This window comes from Rhodoplanes tepidamans, from assembly GCF_030813915.1.
GTDB classification, from domain to species: Bacteria; Pseudomonadota; Alphaproteobacteria; order Rhizobiales; family Xanthobacteraceae; genus Rhodoplanes; species Rhodoplanes tepidamans.
In genome coordinates this window covers 149,625-163,746 of the sequence record NZ_JAUSUJ010000004.1, presented here as the reverse complement: position 1 = coordinate 163,746, position 14,122 = coordinate 149,625, and the positions used below count along the sequence as shown (strand labels likewise).

At 71.2% G+C, this 14,122-nt stretch carries 15 protein-coding genes; 12 read left to right on the top strand and 3 right to left on the bottom strand.

Annotated features, from left to right (window positions below; all coding sequences use genetic code 11):
- Positions 1-11 precede the first annotated feature (11 nt).
- From J2S22_RS06815 to ureC, 5 genes are read left to right on the top strand one after another with little or no spacing between them, the layout of a single operon-like run.
- Positions 12-314: an urease subunit gamma gene (locus J2S22_RS06815; RefSeq protein WP_272780576.1), complete on the top strand. Its 303-nt coding sequence runs from the start codon at positions 12-14 to the stop codon at positions 312-314.
- Positions 315-322: 8 nt separating this feature from the next.
- Positions 323-895 (top strand): formylmethanofuran dehydrogenase subunit E family protein, encoded by a 573-nt coding sequence (locus J2S22_RS06810; protein WP_272780577.1) that lies wholly within the window; start codon positions 323-325, stop codon positions 893-895.
- Positions 896-906: 11 nt separating this feature from the next.
- Complete coding sequence (locus tag J2S22_RS06805) at positions 907-1,212, top strand: urease subunit beta (RefSeq protein WP_272780578.1); 306 nt, start codon at positions 907-909, stop codon at positions 1,210-1,212.
- A complete protein-coding gene (locus J2S22_RS06800; protein WP_272780579.1) occupies positions 1,212-1,547 on the top strand; it encodes a DUF6980 family protein in 336 nt (111 codons plus the stop codon). The genes J2S22_RS06805 and J2S22_RS06800 overlap by 1 nt, the downstream gene beginning before the upstream one ends.
- Before the next feature lie 28 nt (positions 1,548-1,575).
- Positions 1,576-3,285: an urease subunit alpha gene (gene ureC, locus J2S22_RS06795; protein WP_272780580.1), complete on the top strand. Its 1,710-nt coding sequence runs from the start codon at positions 1,576-1,578 to the stop codon at positions 3,283-3,285.
- A 132-nt stretch (positions 3,286-3,417) separates the two neighbouring features.
- Here ureC and J2S22_RS06790 read toward each other — a convergent pair whose 3' ends face one another.
- Positions 3,418-4,365: a LysR family transcriptional regulator gene (locus J2S22_RS06790; RefSeq protein ID WP_272780581.1), complete on the bottom strand. Its 948-nt coding sequence runs from the start codon at positions 4,363-4,365 to the stop codon at positions 3,418-3,420.
- A 232-nt stretch (positions 4,366-4,597) separates the two neighbouring features.
- On the opposite strand from J2S22_RS06790, the gene J2S22_RS06785 reads away from it, so the two are divergent.
- The 4 genes from J2S22_RS06785 (at position 4,598) to J2S22_RS06770 (ending at position 8,580) form a co-directional block, all read left to right on the top strand.
- Positions 4,598-5,269, top strand: coding sequence for an RraA family protein (locus J2S22_RS06785; RefSeq protein ID WP_272780582.1), 672 nt, complete (start codon positions 4,598-4,600; stop codon positions 5,267-5,269).
- A complete protein-coding gene (locus J2S22_RS06780; protein ID WP_272780583.1) occupies positions 5,266-6,360 on the top strand; it encodes an Ldh family oxidoreductase in 1,095 nt (364 codons plus the stop codon). Before J2S22_RS06785 ends, J2S22_RS06780 begins: the two co-directional genes overlap by 4 nt.
- A 70-nt stretch (positions 6,361-6,430) precedes the next feature.
- On the top strand, positions 6,431-7,399 hold the full coding sequence (locus J2S22_RS06775; protein WP_272780584.1) for a Bug family tripartite tricarboxylate transporter substrate binding protein: 969 nt from the start codon (positions 6,431-6,433) through the stop codon (positions 7,397-7,399).
- A gap of 287 nt (positions 7,400-7,686) precedes the next feature.
- On the top strand, positions 7,687-8,580 hold the full coding sequence (locus J2S22_RS06770) for an NAD(P)-dependent oxidoreductase (RefSeq protein ID WP_272780585.1): 894 nt from the start codon (positions 7,687-7,689) through the stop codon (positions 8,578-8,580).
- Positions 8,581-8,699: 119 nt separating this feature from the next.
- Here the strand turns inward: J2S22_RS06770 and J2S22_RS06765 are convergent, their stop codons facing one another.
- The gene (locus tag J2S22_RS06765; RefSeq protein ID WP_272780586.1) at positions 8,700-9,698 is read right to left on the bottom strand and encodes an ABC transporter substrate-binding protein; all 999 of its coding nucleotides are present in this window, start codon (positions 9,696-9,698) and stop codon (positions 8,700-8,702) included.
- A 192-nt stretch (positions 9,699-9,890) separates the two neighbouring features.
- Here J2S22_RS06765 and J2S22_RS06760 point away from each other — a divergent pair, with 192 nt between their 5' ends.
- On the top strand, positions 9,891-11,249 hold the full coding sequence (locus J2S22_RS06760) for a UbiD family decarboxylase (protein WP_272780587.1): 1,359 nt from the start codon (positions 9,891-9,893) through the stop codon (positions 11,247-11,249).
- A gap of 364 nt (positions 11,250-11,613) precedes the next feature.
- Here the strand turns inward: J2S22_RS06760 and J2S22_RS06755 are convergent, their stop codons facing one another.
- A complete protein-coding gene (locus J2S22_RS06755; protein WP_272779900.1) occupies positions 11,614-12,624 on the bottom strand; it encodes a TRAP transporter substrate-binding protein in 1,011 nt (336 codons plus the stop codon).
- Positions 12,625-12,830: 206 nt separating this feature from the next.
- On the opposite strand from J2S22_RS06755, the gene J2S22_RS06750 reads away from it, so the two are divergent.
- Together J2S22_RS06750 and J2S22_RS06745 are read left to right on the top strand one after the other, a co-directional pair.
- Positions 12,831-13,406 (top strand): urease accessory protein UreE, encoded by a 576-nt coding sequence (locus J2S22_RS06750; protein ID WP_272779901.1) that lies wholly within the window; start codon positions 12,831-12,833, stop codon positions 13,404-13,406.
- Positions 13,399-14,100, top strand: a complete 702-nt coding sequence (locus J2S22_RS06745) for an urease accessory protein UreF (protein ID WP_272779935.1) — start codon at positions 13,399-13,401, stop codon at positions 14,098-14,100. The genes J2S22_RS06750 and J2S22_RS06745 overlap by 8 nt, the downstream gene beginning before the upstream one ends.
- Positions 14,101-14,122: the final 22 nt, after the last annotated feature.

Below are 14,122 nucleotides of genomic sequence, written 5' to 3'. Positions count from 1 at the left end.
ACGGACCTTCGATGCATCTCACACCGCGTGAAAAGGACAAGCTGCTCATCGCCACGGCCGCCATGGTGGCGCGCCGCCGGCTGGAGCGCGGCGTCAAGCTCAACCATCCGGAGGCGGTGGCGCTGATCTCCGACTTCATCCTGGAGGGCGCCCGCGACGGCCGCACCGTCGCCGAGCTGATGTCGGCCGGCGCCACGGTGCTGACCCGGGCCCAGGTGATGGACGGCATCGCCGAGATGATCCACGAGATCCAGGTCGAGGCGACCTTCCCGGACGGCTCGAAGCTCGTCACCGTGCACAACCCGATTCGCTGAGGCCGCCGATGACGTTCCGTCACCGCGCCCTCGCGACGGCCGGCGCGCTCGCCGTGCTGCTCGCGGTCGAGCCGCTCGCGGCGCCGGTCGCGGCCCATGACGGGCCGATCGAGACGACGCCTCCGGACGAGCGCGACCTGTGGGTGTCGCTCGGGGCCCGCGTGCACGGCGGCTTCGGCTCGCTGATCGCGGCCGGCATCCGGATCGGCGACGACGCCCGCCGGAGGCTCGGCGCCGCGCCGCGCGAGCTCGACGTGACCTACTTCTCCAGCCCGGGCGCGCCGTGCCCGTGCATCGTCGACGGCGTGATGATCGCCACCCGGGCCTCGCCCGGCCAGGCGACGCTGCGCGTGTCCGACGCGCCGGCCGGCGACACCCTGTTCGGCCGCGTGGTGATCCGCCACAAGCCGAGCGGACGGACGCTGGAATACGCCGTGCCGGCGGCGATCTGGCCGCGGCTGCGCGACATCAACAAGGAGACGACCGGCGCCGGCCGCTGGGACGCCGTGATGGCGATTTCCGCGGCAGAGATGATGACGGTGCGCGAGCTGCCGCCGGCCCCGCCGGCGCCGAAGCCCTGAAGGAGACGACCATGATCCCGGGCGAGATTCTGACCGCCGAGGGCGACATCACGCTCAATGCCGGCCGCAAGGCCGTGACCCTGACGGTGACCAACACGGGCGACCGGCCGATCCAGGTCGGCTCGCACTACCACTTCTTCGAGACCAACCCGGCGCTCAAGTTCGACCGCCGCAAGGCGCGCGGCCTGCGGCTCGACATCGCCGCCGGCACGGCGGTGCGCTTCGAGCCCGGCCAGTCGCGCGAGGTGACGCTGGTGCCGCTCGCCGGCAAGCGCACCGTCTACGGCTTCCGGCAGGACGTGATGGGCAAGCTCTGATGGTCGATGCGCCAGCCCGCGCCGCGCATTGCTGCGAGCAGATGCGCCATCAGCTCGATTTCAGTTGTGCCGAGCATGCCGATCCGTTCGACTGCCCGGACGCGCTGATCGTCTACGCGGACAAGTTCGACGAGTACGGGCTGATCGTCCACGACGGCGGGCCGTCCTACGTCGTCATCGCCTACTGTCCGTGGTGCGGCGCCAGGCTGCCGGAGAGCCAGCGCGACCGCTGGTTCGACGAGGTCGAGGCGCTGGGCCTGGACCCGTCCGACACCGACGCGCTCCCCGAAAAATACCGTTCAGCGGCATGGCGCATGCCCGCCACGAACCAATAGCACGCACATCGAGAGCAGGCACATCGACATGGCCGTGAAAATCGAGCGTTCCGCCTATGCCGGCATGTTCGGGCCCACCACGGGCGACCGGGTGCGGCTCGCCGACACCGACCTGATCATCGAGGTCGAGAAGGACTTCACCACCTATGGCGAGGAGGTGAAGTTCGGCGGCGGCAAGGTGATCCGCGACGGCATGGGCCAGAGCCAGATCACCAACCGGCAGGGCGCGGTCGACACGGTGATCACCAACGCGCTGATCCTCGACCACTGGGGCATCGTGAAGGCCGATGTCGGCCTCAAGGAAGGCCGCATCGCCGCCATCGGCAAGGCCGGCAATCCCGACATCCAGCCGAACGTGACCATCGTCATCGGGCCGGGCACCGAGATCATCGCGGGCGAAGGAAAGATTCTCACCGCCGGCGGCTTCGACACCCACATCCACTTCATCTGCCCGCAGCAGGTCGAGGATGCGCTGATGTCCGGCGTCACCTCGCTGCTCGGCGGCGGCACCGGGCCGGCGGCCGGCACCAACGCGACGACCTGCACGCCGGGGCCGTGGCACATCGCCCGGATGATCCAGGCGGCCGACGCCTTTCCGGTCAATCTCGGCTTCGCCGGCAAGGGCAACGCCTCGCGCCCGGCCGCGCTGGAGGAGATGATCAAGGCCGGCGCCTGCGCGCTCAAGCTGCACGAGGACTGGGGCACGACGCCGGCCGCGATCGACTGCTGCCTGTCGGTCGCCGACGAGTTCGACGTGCAGGTGATGATCCACACCGACACGCTCAACGAGTCGGGCTTCGTCGAGGACACGATCGCGGCGTTCAAGGGCCGCACCATCCACGCCTTCCACACCGAGGGCGCCGGCGGCGGCCACGCGCCCGACATCATCAAGGTGGCGGGCCTGCCCAACGTCCTCCCCTCGTCGACGAATCCCACGAGGCCGTTCACGAAGAACACCATCGACGAGCATCTCGACATGCTGATGGTGTGCCACCATCTCGACCCGTCCATCGCCGAGGATCTGGCCTTCGCCGAGAGCCGCATCCGCAAGGAGACCATCGCGGCCGAGGACATCCTGCACGACATCGGCGCGCTCTCGATGATGTCGTCGGACTCGCAGGCCATGGGGCGCATCGGCGAGGTGATCATCCGCACCTGGCAGACCGCCGACAAGATGAAGAAGCAGCGCGGCCCGCTGAAGGGCGAGAGCGGCGACAACGACAATCTGCGGGTCAAGCGCTACGTCGCGAAGTACACGATCAACCCGGCGATCGCGCACGGCGTGTCGAAGCACATCGGCTCGGTCGAGAAGGGCAAGCTCGCCGATCTGGTGCTGTGGTCGCCGGCCTTCTTCGGCGTCAAGCCGGACTGCATCATCAAGGGCGGCTCGATCGTCGCGGCGCCGATGGGCGATCCCAACGCCTCGATCCCGACGCCGCAGCCCGTGCACTACCGGCCGATGTTCGCGGCGTTCGGCCGCTCGCTCACCGCCTCGTCCCTGGTGTTCGCCTCCAAGGCCGCGGTGCGCGCCGGCCTCGGCAAGAAGCTCGGGATCCAGAAGGAGCTGGTCGCCGTCGAGAAGACCCGAAAGATCGGCAAGAAGAGCCTGATCCACAACGACGCGACGCCGCTGCTCGAGGTCGACCCCGAGACCTACGAGGTCCGCGTCGACGGCGAGCTCCTCACCTGCGCGCCAGCCGAGGTGCTGCCGATGGCGCAGCGGTATTTCCTGTTCTGATCAGAAGCTCTCCAGTCATTCCGGGGCGCGGGCTGAAAGCCCGCGAACCCGGAATCCAGCCACACATTCAGCACGTGCCGCTGGATTCCGGGTTCGGCGCTGCGCGCCGCCCCGGAATGACGACCGAGCCGGTCAGCTTCGCTGCTTTCGAGGAGCCGGTCTGGTCAGCACCTTCGCCGGTGTGCCTGCCGCGTCCAGCCCCACCGCCGCCGCGTGCGCCGCCTCCAGGAACGGCGTCACCAGCAGCGGCCGGCTCGCGGCGCGCCAGGCGACGCTGACGTCGGCGGGCTCGGGCGGGTCGGTGAGCGCGATCAGCACGGCGCCGGCGCGCGGCAGCCGCTCCGCCGAGGACGGCACCAGGGCGAGGCCGATCCCGGCCGCGACGAGGCCCATCACGGTGTGGATCTGGGTCGCCTCCTGGACGATCACCGGGGTCACGGCGGCGCGCTCGAAGGCGGCCGTGATGCGGGCGTGGAACAGCGGGCTCGTCTCGCGCGGAAACAGCACCAGCGGCTCGCCGGACAGCTCGGGCAGCGCCACCGCGGCGCGGCCCGCGAAGGCGTGGTCGGCCGGCACGGCGAGCCGGAACGGCTCGCGCAGCACCGTCTCGAAGGCGATGTCGGGCACGTCGGGCAGCGAGCGCAGGAGGCCGATGTCGATGTCGCCGGCGCGCAGCGCCCGCACCTGCTCGATCATCGTCATCTCGACCAGGTCGAGCATCACGGCCGGCCGCATCGCCCGGAACGAGCGGATGATCGCCGGCAGCACCCCGTAGGTCGACGAGTGGATGAAGCCGATGCGCAGCCGCCCGGCGGAGCCGGTGCCGATCTGCCGCGCCTCGACCTTGGCCTTCTCCACCTCGTCGAGGATGCGGATGGCGCGCAGCCGCAGCGTCGCCCCGGCCGCGGTCAGCTCGACCCGGCGCTGGGTGCGGGCGAACAGCCGCACTCCGATCTCGGCCTCCAGCTCGCGGATGCGCCGGCTCAGATGCGGCTGCGCCACCCCGAGCCGCGCCGCCGCCCGGCCGAAATGCAGGCTCTCGGCGAGGACCAGGAAGCTCTTCAGGCGGAGGAGATCCATGGGGGGCCTTCCGTCGTTCCGGGGCGGCGCGCGAGCGCCGAGCCCGGAACGCATAACCCCGGTCTCGCGTGAGCCACCGGCACCGGGAGTATGGATTCCGGGCTCGCGCCTTCGGCGCGCCCCGGAATGACTGATGATACTAAATCCGTATCAATCCAAGCCTAGCAAGTTATTGGACGTCTGTTCAAGCGGCGCCTAGCGTTTGGGCACCAACGAGTCCGGAACAGGTCCCATGCCCATCGGCTTCAGCATCGCCCCCCGCGCCCCCGCCATCGATCCCGCCCTGCTCGCGGCGTTCCGCGGCGTCCCCACCCCGATCGCCAGCGACAACATGGCCCGCCTGTTCGCCGGCGGCACCGGCCTGCGGCCGTATCACGACGGCACGCCGCTCCTCGGCGTCGCGCTGACGGTGCGCACCCGCCCGGGCGACAACCTGATGGTCCACAAGGCGATCGATCTGGCCGAGCCGGGCGACGTCATCGTCGTCGACGCCGGCGGCGAGCTGACCAACTCGATCCTCGGCGAGATCATGACGACGCTCGCGGCCCGGAAGGGCATCCTCGGCTTCGTGGTCGACGGCGCGGTGCGCGACACCGACAGCATGGCGACCCAGCCCTTCGCCGTCTACGCGCGCGGCGTCACCCATCGCGGGCCGTACAAGGACGGGCCCGGCGAGATCAACGGCCTGATCTCGATCGGCGGCATGCCGGTGCGGCCCGGCGACATCGTCATTGGCGACGCCGACGGCGTGCTCGCCATCCCGCGCGACGAGGCGCCCGCCATCGCCACGCTCTGCCACGCCCAGATGGAGCGCGAGACGGTGATCCTCGCCTCGATCGCCGACGGCAGCGTGGACCGCAGCTGGGTCGACGCGACCCTGAAGGCCAAGGGCTTCGTGCCGTGAGCGGCGCGATCCGGGCCGAGGATCTCGGCGGCTTCTGCGCCGCGGTCTTCGAGGCGGCCGGCGTGCCGCCGCGCGTCGCCGCGGTGGTCGCCCGATCGCTCGTCTGCGCCGACCTGCGCGGCGTCGATTCGCACGGCGTGCTGCGCATGCCGATCTATCTGAAGCGTGTCGCCGGCAAGATGATCGACGTCGCCGCCGAGCCGCGCATCGAGCGCGAGGACGGCGCAACGGTGCGCATCGACGGCGGCAACAATTTCGGCGCCTATGTGGGCCAGAAGGCGCTGGAGGTGGCGCTCGACCGCGCCGGCCGGCACGGCGTCGCCTGCGTCGGCGTGCGCGCCTCCAATCACTTCGGCACCGCCGCCTTCTTCGCCGAGCAGGCGACCGCGGTCGGCTACGCCGCGATCGTGATGTCGAACGCCTCGCAGACCATGCCGCCGACCGGCGGGCTGCGTCCCTTCATCGGCACCAACCCGCTGGCGATCGCGGTCCCGACCCGCGAGGGCGCGCCGTTCCTGCTCGACATGGCGACCAGCCACGTGGCGCGCGGCAAGATCCTGTCGGCCGCCAAGAAGGGCGAGACGATCCCGCTCGGCTGGGCGATCGACAGGCAGGGCCGGCCGACCACCGACGCCGACGCGGCGCTCGACGGCGCGGTGCTGCCGGTCGGCGGCGCCAAGGGCTCGGGCCTGTCGATGGGCATCGACATCCTGTCGGGCGTGCTCACCGGCGCGGGCTACGGCCCGCACATCCGCAACATGTACGAGGACTGGCACGCGCCGCAGAACGTCGGCCACTTCTTCCTGGTGCTCGACATCCGCCGCTTCCTGCCGCTCACCATGTTCACCGAGCGGCTCGCCGACTACATCGCGCTGCTCAAGGCGGAGCCCAGGGCCGACGGCTTCACGGAGATCCTCTACGCCGGCGAGCACGAGCACCGGCTCGCCACGGCGCGTCGCGCCGGCGGCATCGTGCTGCCGCCCGCCCTGGTCGACGAGCTGTCGGCCCTCGGCCGCGAGCGGGGCGTCGCCTGGCCGGCGCCGATCGCCGCCGGCGGGAGCGGCAGCGGAAAGGTCGCCGCCGGAGCCTGAGGCAGCCCCGTTCCAGCGGGGCGGACGGAGCCCCCGACAACACAGAACACCGTCATCGTGGGAGAGAGCAATGATCGACCGACGTCGTTTCCTCGCCGCAGCGCTCGGCACGGCGGCGATTCCGGGAGCCCTGTCGCGCAGCGTGTCGCCGGCCGCCGCGCAGGCCGGTTGGCAGCCGATCCGGATGATCCAGGTCTTCGTCGGCTTCCAGGCCGGCGGCGGCACCGACGTGATCGCCCGTCTCTACGCCGCGGCGGCCGACGAGATGGCCCCGGTGAAGTTCGTGGTGGTCAACCGGCCGGGCGGCGCCGGCGCCATCGCGGCCGACGTGGTCGCCCATCTCGAGCCGGACGGCTACACGCTGCTGCTCGGCGGCGGCAGCGAGAGCACGACGCTGCCGCACTACACCAAGCTCAACTACAGGCTCGACGACTTCAAGGCGATCGGCCGGGTCAGCCGCGAGCACATGGTGCTGGTGACGAGCCGCAAGGGCCCGCTCGACAGCGTCGACGCGCTGGTGAAGAAGGCCAAGGCCAATCCCGGCAAGCTCGCCTACGGCTCGTCGGGCGTCGGCGGCATCCTGCACGCCGGGTTCCAGGCCTTCGAGAAGGCGGCCGGCATCGAGCTCAATCACGTGCCCTATCGCGGCGGCGCCGACGCCTTCAAGGACGTGCTCGGCGGCAACATCGAGATGACGCTGGTGATCCCGGCCGAAGCCAAGGCGCAGTACGACGCCGGCAACGCCCACATCCTGGCGACGCTGTCGGACCGCAGCACCATCATCCCGGACGTGCCCAGCCTGAAGGAGCTCGGCTATCCGGTCGTGATGGACAACATGAAGGGGCTGCTGATCTCGTCGCGCACCCCGGCGCCGATCGTGCGCTGGCACCAGGAGCTGTTCACCAAGGTGATGAAGAGCGACCGCATGGCCGAGCTCGCCCGCAAGATGAACGTCGAGCTCGGCTATCTCGACGGCCCCGCCTTCATGAAGGCGATGGCCGACACCTCGAACCAGGTGCTGGCGCTGCGCAAGGGGTGATACGCCATCCGGCTGATCAACCAGGTGGTCATTCCGGGTTCGCGGCTGCGCCGCGCCCCGGAATGACGGCGAACTGATCACCCGGAAACAGTATGAGCGGTCGGACGCGTGTCTGCGCTGTCTCCGCCCTCACCCCGAGGAGCGGCCGCAGGCCGCGTCTCGGAGGGCGAGGGCGGCCGCGTGGTGGCCGCATGGTTCGAGACGCGCTCCTCCGGAGCGCTCCTCACCACGAGGGGCGATTCGGTGTAACGGCGCATGCGTGCGATCCGTCAGCGACAGGATACGGAATGCCACTCAAGATCGCCTTCGTCGGCCTCGGGGTGATGGGCGGCGGCATGGCCGCCAACCTGGCCCGCAAGGGATTCGACCTCACGGTGTTCAGCCGCACGTCCGCCAAGGCGCCGCCCGTCGTGGCGCTGGGGGCGACGCTCGCGGCGTCGGCCGCCGCGGCGGCGCGTGGCGCCGACGTCGTGTTCCTGTGCCTGCCGGCGACCGAGGACGTCGGCGCGGTGCTGTTCGGCGAAAGCGGCATCGCGGCCGGGCTTTCGCCCGGCGCCGTGGTGATCGACACCTCGACCATCGATCCGGTGGCGACCCGCGCCTTCGCGGCGCGGCTCGCCGAGGGCGGCGTCGCCATGCTGGACTGCCCGGTGTCGGGCGGCCAGAAGGGCGCCGCCGACGGCACGCTCTCCTGCATGGTCGGGGGCCCCGCCGAGGTCCTCGATCGCGTGCGGCCCTGCCTGGAGGCGATCGCCACCACGATCGTCCATATCGGCGACGCCGGCGCCGGGCAGGTGGCCAAGGCATGCAACCAGATCTGCGTCGCTGCCACCATGCTGGGCGCGTCGGAGGCGGTGGCACTGGCCCTGGCCCTGGACGTCGACCCGGAGCGGGTGCGCGAGGCGCTGCTCGGCGGCGCCGCGCGGAGCGCCGTGCTGGAGCGCCATGCGCTGCGCCTGATCGCGCGCGACTTCACACCCGGATTCCGGGCCCGCCTGATGGAGAAGGACCTGCGCATCGCCGTCGCGGCGATGACCGGGAGCCGCGTCTACGCCCCGGTGTCCGCCGGCATCCTCCAGCTCCTCGGCGCGCTGGTGCAGACCGGCCGCGGCGACGCCGACTGGGGCGCCGTCGGCGCCCTGGTCCAGGAGCTGTCGGGACTGCGGCAGGAGCGGTCCTGAGTCTTCGCACCGTCACGGCCGGGCGCGTCCCGGCCATCCATGCGATCAGCCGTCGGTGGTCCGGCGAAGACGCGGATGCCCGCGACGCGCGCGGGCATCCCTGACCGGCGACCGCCGGCTCACTGCAGATAGGCGTTGGTGTAGTACGCGCCCGGATCCTTGCGGCCCTTGAGGCTGCCGGTCTCGGTCAGGAGGTCGAGGGCCTTCACGATGGTCGTCTCGTCCTGCCAGCCGATCGGCTTGCCGGCCGGTGCGTTGGTCGAGGCCATGGTGGCCTTCACCTGGCGCTCGAGCACGCCGGGGTCCTCCTTGATGGTGAGGTGCTTCTGGAAGGCCTGCGAGGCGGCGACCGGATCCGCCATGGCGTCGGCGTAGCCCTTGGCGGTGGCGCGCAGAACCTTCTTGACGAGCTCGGGATTCTGCTCGGCCCAGGTCGTGTTGACGATCAGGGCGGCGCCCGGCACCGCGAGGCCGAAGTCGGCCGGCTTCAGCAGGTTGAACTTGACGCCGGTGACGTGCTCCATCTTGGGCAGGTCGTTGGTGAGGAACACCGAGAGGAGATCGACGCGGCGGGCCAGGAACTGGCTGGCGCGCGCCGAATTGTCGAGCTGCACGCGCTTGACCTGCTCGATGTCGATGCCGTTCAGCTTGGCGAAGGGCCTGATCATGTCCGAGAAGGTCTCGCCGGACGAGATCGCGATCGACTTGCCCTCCATGTCCTTCGGGGTCTTCAGCGTCACGTCGGGAAATGCGATCACGCCCATCGGGGTCGAGGTCTGGTAGAGGGCGACGAGCTTGACCGGCAGCTCCTGGCTCACCGCCTGCAGGGCGTTGACGGCGGGCCCGTAGGCGAAGTGCTCCTGGCCGGTGCCGACCACCTTGAGCACGGTCTGGGCGCCGGAGCCCTCGGACAGCGTGACGTCGAGGCCCTCGGCCTTGTAGTAGCCCTTGTCGAGCGCGACGAAGAGCGGCGCGTACTCGCCCTTCAGCTTCCAGGTGAACCTGATCACGACCTTCTCGCCGGCGGCGCCCTGCGCCGCGGCGCCGCCGAAGCTGCCGGACAGCAGGGCCGCGCCGAGCGCGGCCGCGAGACACGTCCGTCGATCCCACCACACCATGTCTTCATCCTCCTTGGGCCGGGCAGTCGGGGGGCATCCGAGGGTTAGCAAATGCCGGGCCAGGATCGTGCGGCGGCGCGCCGGTCCGGGCCGCGCCGCTGCGCGACCCACGATGTTTGACGCTCGCCGGCGCGCGTGCCTAAGGTCCGCCGGCGCCTCGACCGCGCGCGCTCAGCCCCACCGCGAGGACACATGACGGGCCGCATCGACGACCTTCGCAGCTTCATGGCGCTGCTCCGGCAGAAGGGCCTCGTCTGCGACATCGAGACGCCGGTCGATCCGGTGCACGAGCTCGGTGCGGTGCTGCGCGCCTGCGAGCAGGACGGGAAGGCGGCCTACTTCCATCGGGTGAGGGGCTCGGCCATGCCGGTGCTGGGCAGCATGCTCGGCTCGCACGAGCGCATCGCGCTGGCGCTCGGCTGCGCCCGGGACGACCTCGGCGACGTGATGGAGGCGGCCACCCGGGCCCCGGTCCCGGCGCGAGAAATCGACGGCGCGGCGCCGTGCCAGGAGGTGGTCGAGACCGCGGTCGATCTCGGCACCCTGCCGGTGCCGACCCACGCCCCGAAGGACGGCGGGCCCTACATCAATGCCGGCGTCGTCATCGCCCGCGAGCCCGGCGGCGGCCGCCACAACCTCTCCTATGTGCGGCTGCAGGTGAAGGGGAAGGACCGCATCGGCGTCAACCTCAACACCTGGCGGCATCTGCTCGAGTTCTTCGAGGCGGCGGAGAAGCGCGGCGAGAACCTGCCGTTCTGCGTCGCGCTCGGCGTCGATCCGGCCCTGATGATCGCCGCCGCCTATCGCTACGACGGCGACGAGTACGAGATCGCCGGCTCTCTGCGCGGCGGCCCGACACCCGTCGTGCGCGCAAGGACCTGCGACGTCCTGGTGCCGGCGACCGCCGAGATCGTGCTCGAATGCGAGATCATCGCCGGCGAGCGCGAGGCCGAAGGGCCGATGGCCGAATACACGGGCCACTATTCGGGCGTGCATCCGCAGCCGGTCGGCCGCGTCAGGGCGATCACCCACCGGCGCGACCCGATCTTCCAGACCACCGCCGGCGCGTCCTTCGAGCACCTGCTGCTCGGCACCGCAGTGACCCGCGAGCCCAAGCTGAAGCGGCTGTGCCGGCAGGCCTCGCCGCGGGTGCGCGAGGCCTATCTGCCGCCCTTCGCGTCGGGCTTCCTGGCGCTGGTCGCCATGGAGGAGCCGCGGCCCGGCGAGGCGCGGACCGTCGGCCTCGCCGCGCTCAACGCCCACGTCAACATCAACACCGTGGTGGTGGTCGATACCGACGTCGACGTGTTCAACCCGACCGAGGTGTTCTGGGCGCTCTCCACCCGGGTGCGCTGGGAGCGCGACCAGGTGACGATCCCGGGCACGCTCGGCAACGAGCTGCATCCGGCCGCCGACCGCACCGGCGTGATCGCCAAGACCATCATCGACGCGACGCTCGCCCCCGAGCTGCGCGGCGCCTACAGCAAGATCGTCTACCCGCGGGTCGACCTCGCCGCGCTGCTGGCCGGGCAGGGCGACCGGGGCACGTGAGACGGCATCCGGCTGATTGATTCGGTGGTCATTCCGGGGCGGCGCGCAGCGCCGAACCCGGAATCCAGCCGAGACTTCGGAGTCTGTCGCTGGATTCCGGGTTCGCACCTTCGGTGCGCCCCGGAATGACGCCGAGCTTATCAACCGGAATTGGCGTGGAGGACGGCTCGGTGCCGGTCCGTGTCCCGGTCGCGGCGCACCGCGCCGCGACCGGGACCGAGGTGCGGTCGGACGAGGCGGCCGAGAGTCCCTTGCCGAGCCGCCCGTGGGTCCGGCTCTGCGGCGCATCAGGTCTCCGACCTGATGCGCCTTGTCCGGGGCACGCGGTCGAGGTGACGACGATCGCCGCCCCGTCGCCGCCCGCTCAGGCCAGCCTGCCGACATGCGCCTCCAGCAGCGACCACGCCTTGGCGCCGTAGATGCCCTTCCACTTCGCATAGAAGGCGCCGAGCGGCCTCTTGAAGCCGGAGACGTCGCACTGGTTCACGATCATCCCCTTGCCGGTGAGGATCCCGATCGCCTCGCCGGTCGCCTTCTCGACGTCCTGGCGCTGGGCGAGCGCGCTGATCCGCACGTTCTTCTCCACCACGGCCTTGAGGTCGTCGGGCAGGCTCTTCCAGGCCGCCGCGTTGGCCGTGAAGGTGAAGCCGGACCACCAGTGGTTGGTGAGGCTCAGATAGGTCTGCACCTCGTTCAGCTTCATCAGCACGATCAGGAACAGCGGGTCGGTCTGGGCGTCGCAGGTCTTGTCCTTGAGCACCTGGTAGAGCTGGCTGAGCGGGAACTTCTTCGGCACGGCGCCGAGCGCCGAGAAGAAGTCGACCGTCATCTCCTGCACCGGCGTGCGCATGGTCATGCCGGCCAGATCCTCCACGGTGCGGACCGGCCGGGTGCTGGTGGTGAGGTGGTGGAAGCCGTTGTCGCCGCCCCAGCGGAAGGCGTAGATGCCCTTGGCCAGCAGCTCGGCCCGGATGTAGTCGCCGAGATCGCCGTCGAGCGCCTTGAACACGTCGGCCGGGCTCTTGAACGTGAACGGCAGGCCCGGCATCTCGGTGACCGGCACGATCGGGCCGAGCACGTTGCCGGCGTTGTACATCTCGATCTCGCCGCTCTGCAGCATGGCGAGCATCCGGGTGTCGGAGCCGAGCACGCCGCCGCCGTGCATGGAGATGTCGAGCCGCCCGCCGGTCTCGGCGCGGACCCGGTCGGTCATCTCCTTCAGGCGGATGAAGTTGGGGCTGTCGACCGGCTGGCTGAGGCCGAGCCGCCACTTGACGTCCGCGGCGCGGGCCCGCGCGCCGACGAGGACCGTGGCGGCGGTGCCGGCCAGGACGGAGCGGCGGGACAGACGGGTGGTGTCGAGAAGGCTGGTCATGGCATTCCCCGATGGCTATGGGTGGCGCGAAAGCAGGGAAGCGTCTGGCGGGGGCGTCGGATGAAAGCTCACGGACGCTGCCCGAAACGCTATCACGCTGCTCAATCGCTGTGCGATCCGGCGAAAACGCGGGTCTGTCCGGCGGTCCTGGTATGAAAAGTGGTACGAGACCGCGGCTCACGCGACCGCGGAACGCGAGGACGGGGATGTTGCGAGCCACCACTGTCTTGCCGCGCGGGACGGCGTCGCCGGCCGCGGTCGTCGACCGGGTCGTGCTGGACGCCGGCGACCGCCACCGCCGCCGCCTGGCGATGACCGGCGAGGCCGGCACCGCCTTCCTGCTCGATCTCGCCGAGGCGGTCCGGCTGCGCGACGGCGACGGCCTGCTGCTGGAGGACGGGCGGGTGGTGCTGGTCGCGGCGCGGCCGGAGGCGCTGGTCGAGGTGGCGGCGGCGACGCCGGCCGATCTGGCCCGGCTCGCCTGGCATATCGGCAACCGGCACACCGAGGTGCAGATCGTCGGCGAGCGCCTGCGCATCCGCCGCGACCACGTGCTGGAGGACATGCTGCGCGGGCTCGGCGCGCGCCTCGCGCCGGTCGACGCGCCGTTCGATCCGGAATCGGGCGCCTACGACCCGGCCGGCGGCCATGGCCATGGCCACGCGCACGGCCACGGTCATGGTCACGCTGGCCATGCGCATGATCACGACCACGATCACGATCACGGCCATCACGAGCACGGGCACGCGCACGATCGCGCTCCTCCCCATCGGCATGACTGACGCGACCGACCCGGTGCCGCCGGCCGCGCTCTGGCGGCTGCTGGCGTGGCTGTCGCCGGCCTTCCCGGTCGGCGCCTTCGCGTATTCGGGCGGGCTCGAATGGGCCGTCGAGGCGGGCGACGTGCGCGACGCCGAGACGCTGCGCCGCTGGCTCGCCGTGCTGGTGCGCGAGGGCGGGCTGTTCTGCGACGCGGCGCTGTTCGTCCACGCCCATCGCGCGGCGGAGGAGAACGACGCCGCGGCGCTCGCCGAGACGGCCACGCTGGCGCTGGCGCTCGCCCCGTCGCGCGAGCGCCATCTGGAGACGACGACGCAGGGGAAGGCGTTCGTCGAGGCGGTCCGCTCCGCCTGGGCCTGCGCGGCGCTCGACCGGATGCCGCTCGCGCAGGACGGGACGATCGCCTATCCGGTCGCCGTCGCGGTGGCGGCGGCCGGGCACGGCATCGCGCGGACGCCGGCGCTGCACGGCTTCGTGCACGCGCTCGCGGCGAACCTGATCTCGGCCGGCGTGCGTCTGGTGCCGCTCGGCCAGACCGACGGCCAGCGCGTGCTCGCCGCGCTCGAGCCGGTGGCGGCGGCCGCCTGCGCCCGCGCCGCGGCGACGCCGCTCGACGACATCGGCAGCGCCGCCTTCCGGGCGGACCTGGCGTCGATGCGGCACGAGACCCAGTACACGCGGCTGTTCCGGTCGTGACAGGAACACCCCATTCGTCGTC